The organism is Tenacibaculum mesophilum (assembly GCF_003867075.1).
In the GTDB taxonomy this organism is placed as follows: domain Bacteria; phylum Bacteroidota; class Bacteroidia; order Flavobacteriales; family Flavobacteriaceae; genus Polaribacter; species Polaribacter mesophilus.
Genome location: NZ_CP032544.1, coordinates 132092 through 152553 on the forward strand (window position 1 = coordinate 132092; position 20462 = coordinate 152553).

Annotated in this window: 21 protein-coding genes; 5 read left to right on the forward strand and 16 right to left on the reverse strand. The window is 32.2% G+C overall.

The genetic code is table 11. The features are described 5' to 3' along the window. Positions 1-93: 93 nt before the first annotated feature. The 10 genes from D6200_RS00695 to D6200_RS00740 form a co-directional block, all read right to left on the reverse strand. Entirely contained in the window at positions 94-1164 is a 1071-nt protein-coding gene (locus tag D6200_RS00695) for an ankyrin repeat domain-containing protein (protein WP_073181311.1), read from the reverse strand. Positions 1165-1174: 10 nt separating this feature from the next. Further along, entirely contained in the window at positions 1175-1771 is a 597-nt protein-coding gene (locus D6200_RS00700) for a short chain dehydrogenase (protein ID WP_073181310.1), read from the reverse strand. A gap of 2 nt (positions 1772-1773) precedes the next feature. After that, entirely contained in the window at positions 1774-2712 is a 939-nt protein-coding gene (locus D6200_RS00705; RefSeq protein WP_073181309.1) for an NAD(P)H-dependent oxidoreductase, read from the reverse strand. Beyond that, entirely contained in the window at positions 2709-3188 is a 480-nt protein-coding gene (locus D6200_RS00710; RefSeq protein WP_125064357.1) for a hypothetical protein, read from the reverse strand. Before D6200_RS00710 ends, D6200_RS00705 begins: the two co-directional genes overlap by 4 nt. A 69-nt stretch (positions 3189-3257) precedes the next feature. Next, complete coding sequence (locus D6200_RS00715) at positions 3258-3695, reverse strand: MarR family transcriptional regulator (protein WP_073181308.1); 438 nt, start codon at positions 3693-3695, stop codon at positions 3258-3260. A gap of 109 nt (positions 3696-3804) precedes the next feature. Then, the gene (locus D6200_RS00720; protein WP_073181307.1) at positions 3805-4827 is read right to left on the reverse strand and encodes an alpha/beta hydrolase; all 1023 of its coding nucleotides are present in this window, start codon (positions 4825-4827) and stop codon (positions 3805-3807) included. Positions 4828-4829: 2 nt separating this feature from the next. Next, positions 4830-5762: a nuclear transport factor 2 family protein gene (locus tag D6200_RS15235; protein ID WP_083574747.1), complete on the reverse strand. Its 933-nt coding sequence runs from the start codon at positions 5760-5762 to the stop codon at positions 4830-4832. A gap of 77 nt (positions 5763-5839) precedes the next feature. Then, positions 5840-6760: a helix-turn-helix domain-containing protein gene (locus D6200_RS00730; RefSeq protein ID WP_073181305.1), complete on the reverse strand. Its 921-nt coding sequence runs from the start codon at positions 6758-6760 to the stop codon at positions 5840-5842. 430 nt (positions 6761-7190) lie between these two features. Next, the gene (locus D6200_RS00735) at positions 7191-8276 is read right to left on the reverse strand and encodes an L-dopachrome tautomerase-related protein (protein WP_073181303.1); all 1086 of its coding nucleotides are present in this window, start codon (positions 8274-8276) and stop codon (positions 7191-7193) included. An 11-nt stretch (positions 8277-8287) separates the two neighbouring features. Next, on the reverse strand, positions 8288-8800 hold the full coding sequence (locus D6200_RS00740; RefSeq protein WP_073181301.1) for a VOC family protein: 513 nt from the start codon (positions 8798-8800) through the stop codon (positions 8288-8290). 163 nt (positions 8801-8963) lie between these two features. Between D6200_RS00740 and D6200_RS00745 the strand changes: the two genes are divergently transcribed. The 5 genes from D6200_RS00745 to D6200_RS00765 all read left to right on the forward strand — a co-directional run bounded on the left by D6200_RS00745 (position 8964) and on the right by D6200_RS00765 (position 13599). Continuing rightward, the gene (locus D6200_RS00745) at positions 8964-9536 is read left to right on the forward strand and encodes a Crp/Fnr family transcriptional regulator (RefSeq protein ID WP_073181299.1); all 573 of its coding nucleotides are present in this window, start codon (positions 8964-8966) and stop codon (positions 9534-9536) included. Between the two features lie 122 nt (positions 9537-9658). After that, positions 9659-10411, forward strand: coding sequence for a type 1 glutamine amidotransferase domain-containing protein (locus D6200_RS00750; RefSeq protein WP_083574746.1), 753 nt, complete (start codon positions 9659-9661; stop codon positions 10409-10411). A 2-nt stretch (positions 10412-10413) separates the two neighbouring features. After that, positions 10414-11619, forward strand: a complete 1206-nt coding sequence (locus D6200_RS00755; protein WP_083574745.1) for an MFS transporter — start codon at positions 10414-10416, stop codon at positions 11617-11619. Between the two features lie 4 nt (positions 11620-11623). Continuing rightward, on the forward strand, positions 11624-12562 hold the full coding sequence (locus tag D6200_RS00760; protein WP_073181297.1) for an aldo/keto reductase: 939 nt from the start codon (positions 11624-11626) through the stop codon (positions 12560-12562). 74 nt (positions 12563-12636) lie between these two features. Beyond that, a complete protein-coding gene (locus D6200_RS00765) occupies positions 12637-13599 on the forward strand; it encodes a TIGR03571 family LLM class oxidoreductase (protein WP_073181294.1) in 963 nt (320 codons plus the stop codon). On the opposite strand, the gene ribB is transcribed toward D6200_RS00765, so the two are convergent. From ribB to tpx, 6 genes are all read right to left on the reverse strand, one after another. Beyond that, the gene (gene ribB, locus D6200_RS00770) at positions 13596-14738 is read right to left on the reverse strand and encodes a 3,4-dihydroxy-2-butanone-4-phosphate synthase (RefSeq protein ID WP_073181292.1); all 1143 of its coding nucleotides are present in this window, start codon (positions 14736-14738) and stop codon (positions 13596-13598) included. The genes D6200_RS00765 and ribB overlap by 4 nt on opposite strands. Next, a complete protein-coding gene (locus tag D6200_RS00775) occupies positions 14716-16188 on the reverse strand; it encodes an LptF/LptG family permease (protein ID WP_073181290.1) in 1473 nt (490 codons plus the stop codon). The genes ribB and D6200_RS00775 overlap by 23 nt, the downstream gene beginning before the upstream one ends. Before the next feature lie 92 nt (positions 16189-16280). Next, a complete protein-coding gene (locus D6200_RS00780; RefSeq protein ID WP_047789293.1) occupies positions 16281-16934 on the reverse strand; it encodes a LolA family protein in 654 nt (217 codons plus the stop codon). A gap of 39 nt (positions 16935-16973) precedes the next feature. Further along, a complete protein-coding gene (locus D6200_RS00785; RefSeq protein WP_047789292.1) occupies positions 16974-19442 on the reverse strand; it encodes a DNA translocase FtsK in 2469 nt (822 codons plus the stop codon). Between the two features lie 27 nt (positions 19443-19469). Continuing rightward, complete coding sequence (locus tag D6200_RS00790; protein WP_047789291.1) at positions 19470-19850, reverse strand: diacylglycerol kinase family protein; 381 nt, start codon at positions 19848-19850, stop codon at positions 19470-19472. Positions 19851-19856: 6 nt separating this feature from the next. Beyond that, positions 19857-20354 carry a thiol peroxidase gene (gene tpx / locus D6200_RS00795; RefSeq protein ID WP_047789290.1) on the reverse strand — a complete coding sequence of 166 codons (498 nt, stop codon included), beginning with the start codon at positions 20352-20354 and terminating at the stop codon, positions 19857-19859. Positions 20355-20462: the final 108 nt, after the last annotated feature.

Genomic DNA, 20462 nt, shown 5'->3' on the forward strand with positions numbered 1-20462 from the left:
GGTAACATCAATCGTGTTACAAATAAATAATATAGTAGTTAATGGTTCGTTAAAGAGTAAATAAACTTAATGACTTTTGTCTTAAGTTTATTTCTATTTTGCTTCAATAACCTTAATTATTTCAGTATAGTTATAACGTTTCGCTAAATCTAAAGGCGTATCGCTTTCATAAGTTTTTAGATCTAACCGCGCTCCTGCATCTATTAGCACTTGTGCCGCTTTTGGATTGTTGTGCCAAATAGCATCATGCAAAGGTGTGTAGCCATTATTCAATCCTTGATCGTCTATATATTTTTGGGCGTCTTTGTGCGCTACCAATAACTCTAAAACTTCTGGATTGCCTTTATAACCACCTTTATGAAACGCAATTGCATTCATTGGGTAACCACGCTGACCAATGTTTGCACCAGCATTCAGTAATACATTAACAAGTTTAGGATAATTATTCCTAGAAGCTACTAATAGCGGAGAATGTTTATCGTTACCTGTTCCTGTTATATACGATTCAGTATTTACAGGCTCTCCTGCTGCTATTAAAGCAGTTACTTTTTCAAGCTTTTGGTCTTCGGTTAGCTGTTTGTTTATTACTACCTGATATATTTTTTGCTCAGCTATTTTTTCTTTCAAATCCACCTCATAATCATCAATTATCTTGCGAAGAGAATCATACCTCTTCTGGTCATTATCGTTTGGAGAAGAATCCCAGCCACCAATCATATCTCTAGCCATAATGCCACCGTTAGGGCTTTTTACATAAATATTAATATCTTTTGCTTTTAAAAGAGCTTTTATATTTTCACCTTTACTGTACCAAGCAGCAACCATTAAAGGTGAGTGCCCAGCACGTGGTGTAATTTGGTTTACAAAAGCACCGTTTTTAATTAAAATATCAATCATTTTTGGATTATCGGTCTGCGAAGCAATATGTAATGGAGCATTACCCATACGACTATCTAATTGATTAACATCGGCACCATTGGCAATTAGTTCGTGTACTTTAATTTCATCATTATCTATAATAGCTTGATGGAGCTGTGGTAAACCTGTAGCTGTTTGTTCCATGGTTTTAATTTCTTTTTTTTCTAAAGATTTTGTTTGATTTTGGGTGCAATTTAACAGCATTAAGGCTGTAAAAATGACCATTAAAAACTGTTTTTTTTTCATACTAATATGTTTATTGGTTTATGTGATAGATTATACCTGTTTTATCATCTTCTATGGCTTGTTTATACAATTTGGCAAACTCAATTGCTGGTACACCATAGGTAGAATCCATTCCCATTTGTTGCATAGTTTCTTTTGCAAAAGATGGGCTTACCGCATTAATTTTAAATTCTTTGCTTTCTACGGTAGCTGCTTTTACAAACGCTTCTACACCTGCATTGATAACGCTTAAAGATAAACCACCAACCATTGGTTGTTGTGCTAAGATACCAGAAGATAATACAAAAGTCGCACCTGGATTGGCATACTTTCTACCCAGCATAACTAAGTTTATTTGCCCCATTAACTTACTTTGCAAACCATCGTGAAAATCTTGAATACTATGTTCGTCTATGTTTCCCCATTTACCATAACCGCTTGTTGCTATTAGTGCATCAAAACCACCAATGCTTTTAAGCGTAGTATCTACTGCTTCTGCATTTGCCATGTCTAATTTATAATCGCCACTTGTACGATTAATAGTAATAATTTCATAATCTTTACATAAAATATCTTGTACTTTTGAACCAATGATGCCTGTTGCACCAACTATAATTACTTTTTTCATTTTTATAATTCGTTTACTATATATTCTTTAATTTGTATTTGACCATTAGTTGTTAGGACTAGCTTCCAATGTTCTTTAACATTGAGCTGTAATAATTCACTAGATACTTTTTCTGCTTTTAGCTTAATTGTTAAATACACATCAAAAGCATTGTTTTCTTCTTGAATGATTATGGACTCAATACGATGTTCATTATTGGGTTTTAAGATATTTTTAATGTTGGTGTACCAAGTTTCAAACCCTTTAATACCAGTAAATTCTCCCTCAACAAATTGAAATTTCGTATCGTTATTTATATAAGGCGTAAATGAAGATGCATCTGCCAAAACATCAAATTTGGCAAACCAATCTTTTACAAAGCGCTCAATACGCACTTCTGCACTAGTATTGGTTATTCCCTCTAAAACAGCAGCTAATTTTTTAATATGATTATCGGCACGTTGCAAAACAACCTCTTTGGTATTATACACACCCGGAACATAAGTTAAACCATGTGTGTAAACCGGTTTTAGATAATTCATTTGACTTAAATATGCCGTTTGTTGTAAAGGTCTGATTAGTTCTTCTATGGCAAAATGATTGTAACCTATTGGCGTGTATGCCTCTTCTGGTCCGCCAACGGTAATGCTTAACAAAAAGTTTTTACCTCTTAATTTATCACCCTTTGAACCATATGCAAAGTTGAAACTAAACACTTCATCAAACCATTGTTTTAAAATGGCTGGCATATTGTACCAAAAAAATGGAAATTGAAAAATAATCGTATCTGCAGCAAGTAGTTTGGCTTGTTCGGCTTCTACATCTATTTTAAAATCGGGATATTGGTTGAAGATATCACTGATCTCAAAATGATTAAATTGTGCAGCAATTTCTGTTGATATATGTTTATTGGCTACCGAATCTTTAAGATTTGGATGCGCTAAAATCATTAATGTTTTCATTTTTGTTTAAAATTTGTGGCGTCAGTTACCAAATAGCGTTCTATAATAGGTAATGGTTCATTGGTATCTTCTCGCATTATCCATTGTTGATCTACACGGAGATCAGAGTAAGTGTTGTCTTTAAAAAGAGCCCGCCAGTGTACAATAAATTGAGCCATATACTTACCGTTACTAAGGTAACTTACATCTATTTTTTCGATGTCATGATCATCAGAAATGAGTAAATCATGTATCCATCTATGCCATTCCAAAAATTCAGATTTTGAATGTATATTTTTGTAAGCTGGAAAGTCTACGAAAATATCATCTGCAATTAATTTATTGAAAGCTTCTGCAGGTACATGTTCGTTATTACAAGTAGCCCGTTCATACATAGAAAATATTTTGTAAACAAAGCTTTTAATATCATTTTTAGTAAATTTTCTATTTCGAAAAGTATGCATTAGTTGTTCATACTCTATAGTTTTTGTATTCATTAGTATTTAAATTAGTTGTACATACAATTTAATTTAGAGTCTTTCATTTATCAAAGTATTGATAGACTTTTATTCTACTTCGTTAAGTTTTGTATTAGCTAAATGCATGTCAGCAGTTAGTTTTACAGCAAATTCTTCTCCTAATAAATTACAGTAAGCTTTATATAAGTTACCCAGTGCTTCGTCTAATGAAGGTTTTAGGTTCTTACCTTTTTCAGTAGGAATAATAAGTGTGTTTCTACCTTCGTGAGTTCGTTCTACTAATTGCATCAGAACTAATTTATCTATAAAACGAGTCATTGTAGATGCTTTTACATTTATACGCTTACTTAATTCGTTTTGACTTAAATTAGGTTCATCAATTATTAATAACATTAAATGAGCATAAGATGGTGCTAGACTAGTAACTCTGAAGGCATCTTCTGCTAGTTTACCTATATACCTTGATAGAGTGTTTGTAGTAAAATACAAACAGCATTCCTGAAAAGACTTTAAAGGTGTACTCATTTTTTTATTAAAATTATGAGACAAAGTTATATGTAATTAGTTGTACATACAATTTTTTAACTTAAAATTATAATAGTGATTTAAATCACTATTATAACCTATTTCTTTTTTACATTTTATTAACAAACCAGTTACTTGCTTTTTTTACAGCTTCAATAACTTCGGCATCTTGGTCGTAGTATGCGAATTGATGAAATGGTGATTCTAACTCTGTATCCATCCAATACAATTCTTTGTCGGTTGCTGCAATGTTATTAAAATATTTTTTGGTATATGCTGGTAGCACAGCACCGTCTGAATGTATCATTAATACAGGTTTATTTAATTTTTTTGCAGTTGGCATTGGATCTACTGTTAACCAATCTTCCCAACTTGCTACAGCAAATTTATCGTTACTCCATTGTTTTACAGCACCACGATCTTTATTTAAATAATAATCGTATGGTCCGTACATTGCGGCAGTTGAGTCTGTTTTTGAAATGGTTGGAATATAAGCTACTTCCCCTGTTTCTCCATACATTTTTTTTGCCTGTTGTGCTGCCTTAATTTTTGCCTGCACACCTTCTTTACCTCCATAAAATAATTTTACAGCTTCTGCATCGTGTAACCAAGATGCTGTAGTGACTACAGATTTAATGCGGTTGTCTTCTGAAGAAGCTATTAAGGTATACATTGCACCTGCGCAAACACCAAATGCACCAATTTTTGAATTATCTACTTCTTTTAAACTTTCTAAAAAAGAGACTGCATTTTTTATATCTTCTTTCTTAAGATTTGGGCTTTCGTAAAAACGTGGTTCACCTTCACTTTCACCATAATTTCTAAAATCAAAAGCTAATGTAATTAATCCTTTTTCCGCTAGTTTTTGAGCATATAAACCAGCCATTTGTTCTTTAACGGTTGTCCAACTTCCTGAAACGACTACTGCAGGATACGTGTTTCCTTCTCTATAATTTGCTGGGTAATATAAATGCCCTACTAAGTTTAATCCATCGCTTTTAAATGTTACTTTTTTCATCTTTTTATGTGTTATTTCTTTTGTCTTTGTTAGTTTTTGTGGGCTGTTTTTTGTGATGGCTTTATAGCCAGTAATTGCTATAAATGCTGTAAGTGCTATTGTTAATATTTTCATGTTTATTTGATTTTATCGATTAAGCCAAAACCTCTTGCGGCTACTATTGGGTTGAAAATTTCGACATATTCGGTAATTTTACCTTCAGTATTGAATTTAAAAGTTGAATAATAGTTGTTACTGTATATGCCTGCATTATGTTTTAGTTTTATGTGTCCTGTGTATTTTGCATATACCATTGCAGTATTTTCCATTGCAAAAATGTCTTCAATGTTAAATGTCATTCCATCAAAATTTGGAAAAACAGGTTCCCAATAGGCTTTTATTCCTGCTTGTCCTTGCGCTCCTTTAGGAAAAAGGTCTGAATGGTATGGATTAATTTGCTTACCATCTTCTGCAAAAAGATTGGCTACAGTTCCTGCATTTTCATCTTCAAGTGCTTTAAAGAATGCTTTAACCGTACGGATGTTTTTTTCTGAAGTTGATAATTCTTTTACATGCCCTGTAACATTATTGATAGCTTTTTGCGGTAAGGAAAGGTTACCATCTTGATATTTAAAATTAAATATCATTTTAGTGATTTTCCATTGTTTATTTATTAGTTTTAAGTCTAAATTATAAGTGCCAACTACCGTCCAAACATGTCCTTTGTCGTCTTCTAAATAATGGGTTGCCGTGCCATAAGCAAACACTTTGGCAGTTTCCCCATTTATGGTTTCCGTAAGGTTGCTTATTTGATGATGAGTGTAGGTAAAACCTGGTAAAATGGTTTTCCAAGTGCTAGTAATTTCTGATGGTTTTAAGGTCGTTGCTGGACTTCCCATAGAGGAATAATCTAATACAACTTCGGTGTTAAAACAGTCTTCTACTTGAGACCAATCCCTTTCATCAGATGCTTTAAATAACTTTAAAACGATGTCTTTTGGTAATGTCATTGTTTTGCCTTGTATTGTAATTGCTGTTAAAAGCGTAGCAATTGTTAATAAATATTTCATAGTGCTTGTATTACAGTACAAAGATGCTACAGAACAGCGAAGAAAAATTTACAGAATCAAAGCAAGAGGTATAAAAATCAAAGATTAGCTATTTTACGATAACTAGCAGGTGTTTTTTGCGTGTGTTTTTTAAAGAAGCTGCTAAAACTGTTTGGCGAATCGAAATGCAAACCATAAGCAATTTCTTTAATACTGGCTTCTGAATGTATTAAACGTGATTTAGCCAAATGCAAGACGTGTTTTTGTATAGTTTGTTTTGCAGTTTGACCAGTAATTAGCTTTACTACAGCATTTAGATGATTAGGATGAATATTTAATAATTCGGCATAAAATCGTGTGGTGTGCGGATTGGTTTTATTAGAAATAATTGAGTTAGGGTAAAAGCTTATTTCAATTTGTGATTGAAAACGAGATAGAATTTTTAAATCGGTTTTACGTATTTCGGCAGCAGCATTTGTATTGCTAATGTTTTTGTGAAAGTACCGTTTTACCACATTTAGTAATAGTAATAAATACGATTCGATAAGTTGAAACTTGTCAACGTTATCGCTGTGGTATTCATTGTAAATAGCATTATATACAGACAGTATTTTAGTCACATCATCTTTACTAACCTCAAAAGGCGTGCTTTTTTCAATTTTTAAAAACGAGAAGTGACTTAAAATATCTTGAAGAAAATTAGATTTAGCGATAAAATCTTTAGAAAACATCAAATAATAACCATTCCAATCTGGAATAATATCCCAGGAAATAAGTTGAAAAGGCGAGTTAAAAAAAATAACAGAACCGTCTGGAAAATCTTTAAAATGACCTGTAATAGCAATGCCACTACCTTCAACCTTTATAGCAATAGCATAAAACTCATGCCTAAAAGCGGGCATTTGACTAACTATTGTAGGCATATTGTCTTTAAAGCTTCTGATGTCAAAATCGGGATGCTTTGGTGGTGAAATATTAATTGCCTTACAATAAGCGGCTATATTTTTAAAGTGTTGCATACTATTTAAAGACGAAACAAAACAATAGACTTTACAAAAGTATATAATTAAGACGTTGATTATTTTTATATTTTACAGTCATTTTATCTTGAAGTTTATCAACTAAATAACTATTATTTTCCATTTTTTTCAATGTATTAATAAATATTAGAAGCGTTTGCTATCTAAAAGTCATTTATTTCAACTTTATTTTTTACTTATAAATATAATTTACAATACTTTTATTTATTAAAAAAGTGTTTAGTGTATAGATGTCTCAAATGGACTTTGTAGTAATGTCTCAGTATAAAAAATCGGCTTAAAATTTCAAAAAACTTAAGCCGATTTTTTGTTTTAACGATTACAATGTTTGTCTATTTTCATAGGTGAATTATTTTTCATATTCACTTAGTAGACGATAATGCTTTAATAAAGATGTATTGATATTACATTATTTTGGCAATGCAATTTTATTAATGGTAAAATTTAGGTTACTGATATCGCCTGAGGCTTCATTAATTCTAGAATTGGTATAATACAAATCTCCATCGTATATACTAAAAGTATCTGCCCATTTTACTTTTTCACCTTCTATTAAAGTTTTAATAGTACCATTTGGAGTAATATAATTAATTTTGTTGTGCTCTAAATCGCCATAATAAAGATTACCTTTTTGGTCAAAAATCATTCCATCTGGCGCAGACGTTTTAGCTTCAAATTTTACAGAAGCTTCTATTTTAGATTTGTCTTTTAAATTGAAACTATTTACTGGAATAGAGTACAAGCTATAACCTGAAAGTGCATGGTAAAATAAACGTTGATTTTTTTGGTCAAACGCAATTCCATCGGAATACACAACGTTTTTCCAAACTGTGTTGTCAAACGTAAGTTCAGATACTTCAGCCATGGTACTTTTATGATTATCTAAAATACGGGTACTTTTTCCTGTGTTTAAATTTAAAGCGACTAATCCTGCGTGGTTAGAATCTGTAAGATATAGTTTGTTATTGGTCTTATCTACACGTAAATCGTTAATGTAAGAATCGGTATGATAGCTGTCCTTTTCTAATTTATACGTTTGCTCTAAAATATTAGTATTCAAGTTGAACATAAACACTCTAGGAGCATCTACAACACCATTAAACTTTGGGTTTCTCGTGTCTAAAATGTATAGTTTATCTTCAAAAGCAACAACAGATTGTACAGCAAGAAATAGATCTTCTTTTGGGTGTTCCTCTAGTTGCCAAAGATTCCAAACCTCGTTTGGGTAAGGTTTATACGAACCATTTTTAAACACTTCGACTACTGAATACTTTACTGAATCTCGCCATCTAGGAAAATTAGCAAATACACGACCGTCTTGAGTTACAGTAACTCCTGTAACTTGCTGCCCTTTAAAGCTAGCAATCTCTGTAATGTTTGATTTGTTTTCTGAAATAGATTGCTTGTTTTCAGGTTTTTTAGTTTCTCTTTTAGTTTCGTTTTTACAAGTAATAAGAGAGAAAATAGATAGCGATAGTATGAGTATTTTTTTCATTTTAAAATATTTTACTTTTCTTCATTAGCATAAGCACCAGAAGAATATGTTAACTCGTAGCTGTGTGTGTAAATTTCGAAAACAATTCCAAAAGGGTCTTCTACATAACACATTTTATAGGGTTTGTCGTTCGGATAATATTCTCTAATAGGCATACGTTGTTTTCCTCCAGCTGCAACTATTTTTTCAATTAAGCCTTCAATATTAGGATCTTGGATGCAAAAATGAAACAACCCTGTATTGAATGGGGTAAATTTTGGAGCTTCTTTTTTGCCGTGAGGAAAACTAAAAAGCTCAACACCTATTCCGTCAGAGGTTGCTAAATGGGCAATTTCAAAGGTTTCCCAATCGTCACCAAATACATCAATACACATTTGCCCTATGGCTGTATCAGTTTCTTTTTTTACTAGAGATGGAGGCATAATAGTATACCAGCCCATTACTTCTGAATAAAACTTAGCAGCTTTATTAATATCAGGTACTGTAATTCCAATATGAGAAAATCGTTTAGGATATGTTTTCATAGTTTTATAATTTATAAAGTTAATTGCAAAGGACAAAATTATTTTCTTTTTAGTATAAATTATATTAAAGTTCTGTGAAAAGTTATTAAACACTTTGTTTATATAATTAATGTGTTGTTTTTTGTAAATAAACTCTATTGAAATTATTATTTAAATTTGTCGAATGCAAGATAAATATGAATTACTGAGGAGGCATTTTGAAGAAATTGTTAAGGTTACAGATGAGGAATGGAATATTATAAAACCTCATTTTCAATTTAAAAAACTTAAAAAGCACCAGTTTTTAATACAAACAGGACAACCAGTAGATTGTGAGTTTTGGATTATTAAAGGGCTCATAAAATCATATATTATAGATGAAAAAGGGCACGAGCATATTCTTCAATTTGCTATGGAAGAGTATTGGGTTAGTGATTATTATGCATTTCAGCATAAAGAGTTAGCGACAACTATAGTAGATTGTATTGAAGATTCAGAATTTTTCTGTTTATCATTTGAATCAAGAGAAATTATCTGCGAAAAAATTCCTGCAATAGCAAACTTTTTTAGGGTTAAATCTAATTACGGTTTTATTAACCTACAGCAACGAATTTTATCTTTATTAACTCAAACAGCTGAAGAACGTTATGATGCTCTATTATTTAAATTACCTAAGCTAGTACAACGCGTACCCAAAAAATTAATAGCAGCTTACTTAGGAGTTTCTAGAGAAACTTTAAGTCGTTTTAAAGGTTAAAAAATGATATACATCACATTTTTATATTGCGATACATCACTTTAAAATTGTGACATACATCCTCGTATATTCTAAGGTTTTCATTGAATTTTGTCTAAGAAATTTAAACAAAAAACAAAACAATGAAAACAAGATTTTATACATTCATACTTGCTTTATTTTTTAGCACTGCATTAATAGCACAAAAAAAACAAAACAAACCAAGCGTGTTAATGGTACTATCTAGTCACCAAGAATTAGGTAAAACCGGAAAAGAAACTGGCTACTATTTAAGTGAAGTTACGCATGCTTATGAGGTTTTTGAAGCTAATAATTATGAGATAACACTAGTTAGTCCAAAAGGAGGAAACCCGCCAGTAGATGGTTTTGATCTTAAGGATGAAGTGAATAATAAATATTGGAATGATGCAACATTTCAGAACAAACTTCAAAACACATTAAAAGCTTCAAAAGTAAAAGCTAAAGATTACGACGCTATTTATTATGCTGGTGGACATGGAACAATGTGGGATTTCCCAAGCAATAAAAAACTAGCAAAAATTGCTGCAAAAATTTACGAAAATGATGGTATTGTAGCAGCTGTTTGTCATGGTCCTTCGGCTTTAGTAAATATTAAATTATCTAATGGTAATTATTTAGTCGATGGTAAAACGGTAAGTGTATTTACAAATGAAGAAGAAGCCAATGTAAAATTGGAAAACGTTGTGCCATTTTTATTAGAAAACAAACTTATTGAACGTGGTGCAACTGTTGATAAAGCGACTGTATGGCAAGAAAAAGTAAGCGTAGATGAGCGTTTAGTAACAGGTCAAAATCCTGCTTCTGCAAAATTAGTAGCAGAAAAAATTGTAGAACTTTTAAAGGCTAAACACTAAAAATGGAAACGCAAATAGGAACTTTAAAAGCAAAATCAAAACGTAAAAGCCTACCAGCTGCATTATGGGCATTAACCATAAGTGCATTTGGTATCGGTACTACAGAATTTGTTATTGTTGGCTTACTGCCAACAGTAGCAAACGATTTAAACACCTCAATATCCTCTGCAGGTTTATTAGTAAGTCTGTACGCCGTTGGCGTTGCAATTGGTGCGCCAGTATTAACCGCATTAACAAGTCAAATTGCAAGAAAACGACTGCTAATAGCCATAATGCTATTATTTATAATTGGTAACGGATTGGCAGCTATTGCACCTAGTTTTATCTTACTAATTTTAGCTAGAATCTTAACAGGTTTTGCACATGGTGTGTTTTTTTCAATAGGCTCAACAATTGCAGCTAGTTTAGTGCCGGAAGATAAACGTGCTTCTGCCATTTCTATAATGTTTGCAGGTTTAACTGTAGCAATCGTTACTGGTGTACCATTAGGAACCTATATAGGACAAAACTTTGGATGGCGTGCCACCTTTATAGGTGTTGCTATCTTAGGAATTATTGGTGCGGTAGCAAGTTACTTTTTGGTACCAGCGTCGATTAAAACATCAAAACCACTTCGTATTGTAGATCAGTTAAAAGTACTTAAAAACCGTTCTATTTTGCTGGTACTTTCTATCACAGCTTTAGGTTATGGTGGTACTTTTGTAACCTTTACCTATTTAGCTCCTTTATTAGAAGAAGTTACTGGTTTTTCAGCAAATATGACGAGTATTTTATTACTAGTTTACGGTATTGCAATTGCATTAGGTAATGTAATAGGCGGTAAAGTATCTAATAAAAAACCAGGGAAAGCCTTAATGGTTATGTTTGCCTTACAAGCTATAGTATTGTTAATACTTTATTTTACAGTATCTAGCCAAATATGGTCAGTGGTTACACTATTTTTTATGGGCATATTAGCCTTTTCTAACGTGCCAGCATTACAATTGTATGTGGTAAAAATGTCTGAAAAGTACTTGCCAGGTACCGAAGATGTTTCATCAGCTTTAAATATAGCAGCCTTTAATGTAGGTATTGCAATTGGCGCCTATGTTGGCGGACTTATTATTGAATCTTCACTTGGTGTTGGCGCAACACCTTGGGTAGGTAGTATATTAGTAATAGTTGGCTTTTTAATCACTTTGATTTTATACAAAAAAGAAAAACTTTAAAACAATGAAAACTTTACAATTTAGAAATAACGACGAAATGCCAATTTTAGGTCTTGGTACCTTTAGATCAGAACCTAACGAAGTGTACACGTCGGTATACGAAGCTATTAAAATAGGTTACCGACATATTGATTGTGCATCAGTATATGGTAACGAAAAAGAAGTAGGAAACGCTATCGCAGATGCCATTAAAGAAGGTATTGTTACACGTGAAGACCTATGGATTACTTCAAAATTATGGAGCGATTCTCATGGAAGAGAAAACGTTATTCCTGCGTTACAAAACACCTTAAACGATTTACAGTTAGAGTATTTAGATTTATACCTAATCCATTGGCCAATTGCCTTTAAAAAAGGTGTCGAGTTTCCTAAAACAGCAGAAGAATTTATTCCGCTTGAAGACCAACCACTTACAGACACTTGGAAAGGTATGGAAGATGCTTTAGAACAAGGCTTAGCTAAGCATATTGGGATGAGTAATTTCAACCAAAATGATTTAATAGATATTATTGATCATGCTAAACATTTACCAGAAATGCTTCAGGTAGAAGTGCATCCGTTTTTACAACAAAACGAACTGTTAGAATTCGCTAAAGCACATCGCATTCACATGACAGCTTATGCACCAATAGGTTCTGGTGCAAATGATGATGATGATTTAAATTTGTTGAAAAACAAGACTATTAACGATATTTCAACTGCTAATAACATGACTGCAGCACAGGTACTTTTAGCTTGGGATATACAACGTGGTGTTTCGGTCATACCAAAATCGGTTAACCCAAAACGCCTTCAAGAAAACTTTAATACTATTGCTTTTGAATTGAATGAAGACGATATGAAACGTATTGAAGCTTTAGATAAAAATCATCGTTTTATAGATGGTACTTTTTGGGAAGTTGAAAAAGGTCCGTATACAGCAGAGGGTATCTGGAATGACTAAGAACAAAACTACATCAGACATGTTTACTTATTTAAGTTTTAAACTGTTTGATGTAGTTCAATTTTTTTAATTTTATGAAAAATTTTGATAAACTATACAAACCAGGTAAAATGACGCTTGGTATTGAATTTCCTTTAGATAACGATTGGTCTTTAGAAGGCGATAAAAAACGAAAGGAAGATGGCAGACCATTTGGTGTGCCAGATATCAGTAAGCATTTACAGTACGTTAAACAAATTGATAAGGCTGGTTTTGCTGCAGTTTGGATTAGAGAAGTACCTGTTTACGATCCTAATTTTGGTGATGGCGCACAGTTATTTGACACCTTAAGTTATTTAGGGTATTTATCTGCCGCAACTAAAAATGTGTTGTTAGGTACAGCCGCAATAGTTTCTCCATTACATCAACCTATAAAACTAGCAAAAGCAACCGCTACGATAGAGCATCTAAGTGACAGCAGACTTATTTTAGGCTTAGGTTTGGGTGATAGACCTGTTGAGTTTCCAATGTATGGTATCGATTATCAAGAGCGACCAAAATTGTTTAGAGATCATCTAAATATTATGCAAGAAGCTTGGAAAACCAACAGTGATTTATCGGCCATATATCCGTTTTTAAATAAAGGTGTTGCGGTATACCCGAAGCCAAAACATCAAATTCCGCTAGTCGTTGCTGGACATTCCGGACAAAGTCTTGAGTGGATTGCCAAAAATGCTAATGGTTGGTTTAATTATCCAAGAACACCTGAAGAAACCTATTTAAACCGTAAACGATGGTGCGAAGCATTATACGATACAGATCAAGCCTGCAAACCTTATATTTCGGCATTTCATTTAAATCTGTTACAAGATGATAATACTATGTTTAAACCACATCGTTTTGGTGGTTCAGTTGGTATTAATCATTTAACTGAATTACTAAAAGCTTACGAAGACGCCGGTGTAAACCACATGGCCTTACATTTACGAAAGTCAGACACACCTTTAGGTGAGGCGATTTCAAAAATTGAAACAGTAGTTCTTCCTAATTTTTATTAATAATTTACATAATCAACAATTTCTAGCCCGTAACCAATCATACCTACACGTTTAGTTTGTTTAGTATTAGAAACCAAACGTAGTTTATGAATGTGTAAATCGTGTAAAATTTGTGCACCAATACCAAAGTCTTTGTTGTCCATGACTACATTAGGAGCTTTCATTTCACCTTTTGCTTGGTTCTCTTTTAAAATGCGAAGTCTATTTAAAAGGTTTAATGCTTGCATTTGTTGGTTAATAAATAATATAGCGCCTCTACCTTCATCATTAATAACTTTGAACATTTGATCTAATTTTTTGTCAGCATTATTGGTTAAGGTTCCTAAGATATCATTGTTAACCAAAGTAGAATTAACACGAGTTAAAATAGGCTCATTTTTACTCCAAGTACCTTTGGTTAGGGCAATGTGTACTTGGTTATTAGTAGTTTGTTTATATGCACGAAGGCGGAAATCACCAAAACGAGTTTGAATGTTAAAATCTTCTTTCTTTTCAATTAACGAGTCGTGCTCCATTCTATAAGCAACTAAATCTTCAATAGAAACAATTTTTAAATCAAATTTCTTAGCAACTTTCATTAGTTGAGGCAAGCGTGCCATGGTACCGTCTTCATTCATAATTTCAACGATAACGCCAGCAGGCTCTAAACCAGCTAAACGAGCAAAATCTATAGCAGCTTCTGTATGACCGGTTCTACGTAATACACCTCCGTTTTTAGCTTTTAAAGGAAAAATATGCCCTGGTCTAGCTAAATCAAAAGGTTTTGTATTAGGATTAATTAAAGCTTGTACAGTTTTAGCTCTATCAGAAGCAGAAATACCTGTAGTAACACCATTTCCACGTAAGTCAACCGATACAGTAAAAGCAGTTTCCATAGGGTCGGTATTGTTACTAACCATCATTCCTAACTCTAATTCTTTACAACGAGTTTCAGTAAGAGGGGTACAAATTAACCCACGACCATGAGTTGCCATAAAGTTGATCATTTCTGGGGTGATTTTTTCTGCAGCTGCTAAAAAGTCACCTTCATTTTCACGATCTTCATCATCAACTACGATAATAACTTTACCGTTTTTTATATCTTCAATAGCTTCTTCAATTGTGTTTAATTGAATATTAGTTGGTGTTTGTGTTGTCATTATGTTGCGGTTTTCTCTTTTTAGAGAATAAGTTTTTTACAAAGTTTCGTATTGGAGCAAAAAAGCTATTAATATCAAAAAGACCTTTATCTTTGGTAGCTCTAACTGTTAAAATAATAGCCAAAGGTAGCATTAAAAATACACTTAGCCAAGAGCCAGTAATAGCTGTAAGTGAGCTTTCTTCTGCTAAGTTTCTTCCGAAGGTATTGGAGAAAAAATATAGTACATAAATGGCAATTGCCAAAATCATAGGTAAGCCCATTCCTCCTTTTCTAATAATAGAACCTAAGGGAGCACCAATAAAGAAAAGTAATAAACAAGAAAGAGAAAAGGCCATACGATTAAAAAACTCTATATCATATAAATTTAAATATTTTCGTTTGTTTTTTAAGATGTCTTTGTTGGATTTATTATTGTTGATTGTACGTTCTAATTTAGAGGTAGCTACCGAAAGAATATTTTGCTTTTCTTTTAATTCAAAGTTTTCAAGAATGTCTAGAGAAAGGTTTTTGTTTATTAATGAGTCAGGGTGTTGGTATAAATCTTCTACATCAATACTTAAAAACAAGTTTTTAGCTCTACTACTAACAAAAGCATCATAATTTTGTTTCATTGTTGGCAAAGTGTCCTTTAACTGAGCCAAACTTAACATATTGTAATTTGTTTTATACTTTTCATCTTCCAAACCATCATCATTAAATGAAGAGATATCAATGTTAATAGTATATTCTTTAAAAGTTGCGTAGGAAGCTGGCATTTTTTCTCGCTCTTTATAAGAAGCTCCGTTTTTCAAATGATGTTCAAAATAATGTCCATTTTTTAAAACCAATGTCATATAACGACTACCTTCTTCTGAAAGAATTTCACCACGTTCTGCAGTAATTATTTTATTGTTTCCTTTTTTAGAAGATAAGTCGTAAATCATCACTTCTTTTAAAAGGTTATCATCTTTACCGTACTTTTCTTTAAATTTTATTTGAAAATTAGGGATTTCAGTGTTAAAACTTCCTGCAACTAACGCTATTGCAGGTTGTTTCTTTTTAATGTTTACCTTCATGTTTAATTGCTTAAGCATTGCGTATGGGTATACATAGTTAAGAAACAAAAAGTTAATACTACTTAAAAAAATAGCTAAGAAAACAATAGGGCGTACCATACGCTGTAAAGACACACCTGCAGATTTTGCTGCAGCAAATTCATAATTTTCAGATAAACTACCCAGTGTCATAATAGAAGATAATAAAACACCAATAGGTAAAGCTTGAGGGGTGACAATAAGAGTTGTGTACCACAAGAATTTTAAAATAATTCCTGCGCTAATACCTTTACCAGCAAAATTATCAAAAGCTAACCATAATACTTGCATTACTAATACAAACAAAATGATAAAGAAGGTTGCTAAAAAAGGAACTAAGAAGCTTTTTAATATATATCTGTCTAATGTTTTCACAGATGCAAAGGTAGTAGGTTAGTGGCATATAAACACAAAAGTTTTGTTAATGATTTTTGAGCAAATCAGTAACAAAACTTTTATGTAATTTTTTAGTCGATATAATATCCTTGCTTAGCATACTTAGTTCTATCAAAAGAAAAAAGTTGAGCAGATATAGGTTGGTTGCTTTTAAATTTAGTAATTGTAAAAGTAGTTTCAGCTCCGTTAGAGCCTATTTGGGTAAGTTTATAAATATGTTTTGTTTTAGCATCGATACCTAATTGAACTTTTACAATATCAGAGTTACTATCAATAGGAGTAAGGTCTATGTACTGAACTTTACGTCCATTACTGTTTTTTAATGCCCCCATTTGGTAATTATAACCTTCTTTGTAAAAAGTTAATAATTTAGAAGGGTAAATAAAGCCATCTTCTTCATCTAAATTACCATTGTTAATACTAACCTCCTTTTCATCTTGGTTAATAACAACTAATTTTTTTCCATCAAAAATAAAGGTGTTTCCAAGATAGTCTAGGTTATATTTTTCACCAGAGAGTGTAATTTCTCCTCTTATTGGAGGGTCATTTGTGATACCCGCTTCTTTGTTAATTAAAGAAGAATTAAAACCTATAACCATGTTTCTGTAGGTACCCATTTTATTTGAAACTTCATCTAACAGTTTTTTTGCTTCAGAAGAATCTGTTTGTCCCATAGCACTAATGCTAATACATAATCCAATAAATAATAATCCTATTTTTTTCATCGTCTTTCTTATTTCCACTTTCGGAATAGTTTATAATTATTAATTCTTTTCACTTTCTAATAATTGCTCTAAAGCAATTAAGTCTGGTACAAGTACTTGTCGTGCTTTGCTACCTTCGAAAGGACCTACAATACCAGCGGCTTCTAATTGATCTATTAATCTACCTGCTCGGTTGTAACCTAACTTCAATTTACGTTGCAATAACGATGCCGAACCTTGTTGTGCAGTAACAATAACTTCAGCTGCTTCTTTGAACAGTTTATCTCTGTCTGCAATATCAACATCAAGATTTGTGCCACCTTCTTCGCCAACATATTCTGGAAGTAAATAAGCTTCTGGGTACGCACGTTGGGAACCAATAAAATCGGTGATTTTTTCTACTTCAGGTGTATCTACGAAAGCACACTGAATTCGAGTAATATCATTTCCTCCAGAATACAATAAGTCACCTCTACCAATTAATTGGTCTGCTCCTGGGGCATCTAAAATAGTTCTCGAATCAATTTTTGAAGTTACTCTAAAAGCAATTCTAGAAGGGAAGTTTGCTTTTATAATACCTGTAATTACATTAACCGATGGACGCTGAGTTGCCACAATTAAATGAATACCGATGGCACGTGCTAATTGAGCTAAACGAGCAATAGGGGTTTCTACTTCTTTTCCAGCGGTCATAATCAAATCAGCAAATTCGTCAATTACTAATACAATATAAGGTAAAAAGCGATGTCCGTTTTCAGGATTTAGTTTACGAGCCTTAAACTTAGCGTTGTATTCTTTAATGTTACGAACCATGGCATTTTTAAGCAAGTCGTAACGATTATCCATTTCAATACATAAAGAGTTTAAAGTGTTAACTACTTTGGTAGTATCTGTAATAATAGCATCAGAATCATCTGGTAATTTCGCTAAGTAATGACGCTCTATTTTATTGAATAGTGTTAATTCTACTTTTTTAGGATCAACTAATACAAACTTTACTTCAGCTGGATGTTTTTTGTATAGAAGTGATGTTAAAATAGCATTCAATCCTACTGATTTACCTTGTCCTGTAGCACCTGCCATAAGTAAGTGAGGCATTTTAGCTAAATCGATAACAAAGGTTTCGTTTGAAATAGTTTTACCTAAAGCAATAGGAAGTTGCATAGGTGATTCTTGAAACTTTTTTGAAGCAATTACCGAATGCATAGACACGATAGTTGCTTTTTTATTAGGTACTTCAATACCAATGGTTCCTTTACCTGGAATAGGAGCAATAATACGTATTCCTAAAGCTGAAAGTGATAAAGCAATATCGTCTTCTAGGTTTTTAATTTTTGAAATACGAACTCCAGCTTCAGGTACAATTTCATATAAGGTAATTGTTGGGCCAACAGTTGCTTTTATTTGTGCAATACCAATTTTGTAGTTTTTTAAAGTTTCTACGATTTGATTTTTCTTAGCTTCAAGTTCGGTAGGGTCAACAGAAATGCTTTCGTTGTATTCTTTTAGTAAGTTAAAAGAAGGGAATTTAAAATTTCCTAGCTCTAAGGTAGGGTCAAACTCGCCAAAATCTTTGAGTAATTGATCTGATAAGTTTTCAGAGACACTTTTTTCTTCTGCAATTTTTTCAATAGCAACTTCTACTTCTTTTTTACTGTCTTCTAATATATCTATCGTAGGCTCGTTAGTTTGAGTAATATCTAAAGAAATTTCTTCTTTCTTTTCGTTATTTGAAGTTTCATCAACACCAGAATAGTTAGAAATGGTTGGTTGTAAATTTTCTAGAGATAGTTCAAAGTCTGATTTATCTTTCTTTGCTTCTTCAGTTTTAGCTTCTTCAGAATTGATGTTAACATCAGTATCATTTACAATTGTAGAGTCATCTCTGTTAACTTTAGGAGTATCTTTTATAGCGTTAGCTTTTTTCTCTTTATTAACTTTTACCTTTTCACTAATTGTTTCAGGAGTAATACTAAAGCGTATAATTAAATAAGCAACTAAAAAGAAAATAAGCAAAATAGCTAGCCCTGTTTTACCTATGAAAGTTTGTAAATATTCATTTAATTCAAAACCGATAACTCCTGATAAAAGGGCATGTTTTTTTTCAAAAAAACCCAGAGTTATTGCAAACCATAGCATAATAAGAATAGCCCAATTCCAAGAGGTTATAATTCTTTTTAGATTGGTTTGAAGTAAAATTCTAGATCCTGTTAAAAACAATGTTATAGGTATAATAAAAGCCCCTAAACCAAAACCGTCGTATACAAGAAAATTACTGAGTTTAGCACCTATTTTTCCTAATAAATTTTTAGTAGGAATTGTTCTGTCTGCAAATTGACTAAGTGTGCTTTGATCTTCTTGCCAAGAGAAGAAAAAAGAAATAAAAGCAACGGTTAAAAATATAGAAAACAGTAATAGAAAAAAACCTAGAATAGTTTGGTTTTGTCTATTTGAAAAAAAGGTTTTAGCCTTTTTAATGATAGAAGTTTTTGGCTGTTTTTTTTGAACAGTTGTCTTTTTTTTTGCCATGTATTTTTGTTAGGAATAAATTGAACGCTACAATATAGCTATTATTTTAGGAAGGTAAATTACTCCAGCAATAATTAACGATACAAGAGCTGCAAATGCAGGAGCACCAGCAGCAATATCTTTAATGAAACCTATTTTTTTATGGTAATTTGGATGTATAAAATCAGCTACTTTTTCTATGGCAGTATTTAGAGCTTCAGCAACTAAAACAACTCCTATAGCTAACACTTGAACTATCCATTCGGTTGCAGATATGTTAAAGTAAAAACCTAGGAAAACAGCAATTAAAGCAAATGTAAGTTGAGCCTTTATGCTATCTTCTGTAGTTATTAATAACCACATTCCCTTTACTGCAAATTTAATACTACGTATGCGTCCCTTTAAAAAGCCGTCATTCGGGTTCTTCATATATTCTTAAAGAGCTTTTAACGCAGCTTCATAATTAGGTTCGTCTACAGTTTCGTTTACTTGTTCTGTATAGGTTACAGTACCATTTTCATCAATAATAACAATAGAGCGAGAATGTAAGCCTGCTAAAGGTCCTGTAACAATTTCCAATCCATAGTCTTTGCCAAATCTACCAGCAGCAAAATCAGATAACATTACTACATTTTCAATACCTTCAGCACCACAAAAACGATCTTGAGCAAAAGGTAAGTCTCTAGAAATACATAAAACTTTAGTGTTTTCTAAATTGGCTGCTTTTTTGTTGAATTCTCTAACAGAGGTAGCACAAGTACCTGTATCAACACTTGGGAAAATATTTAAAATTAATCTAGTACCATTAAAGTTATCTAATTTTTTAATAGATAAATCAGTTGCAACTAATGAAAAATCAATTGCTTTAGTTCCTATTTTAGGTAGGTTGCCTATTGTTTCAATAGGGCTCCCTTTTAGTGTTATTGATGCCATTTTATTCCAGTTTTAATAAAAATCAAAGGTAGTTAAATAAATTAAAAAATAAATAAGATAAAGTTGGAGCACCTTTAAAAAACTTATCTTCGCAGCTTGAAAAATGGA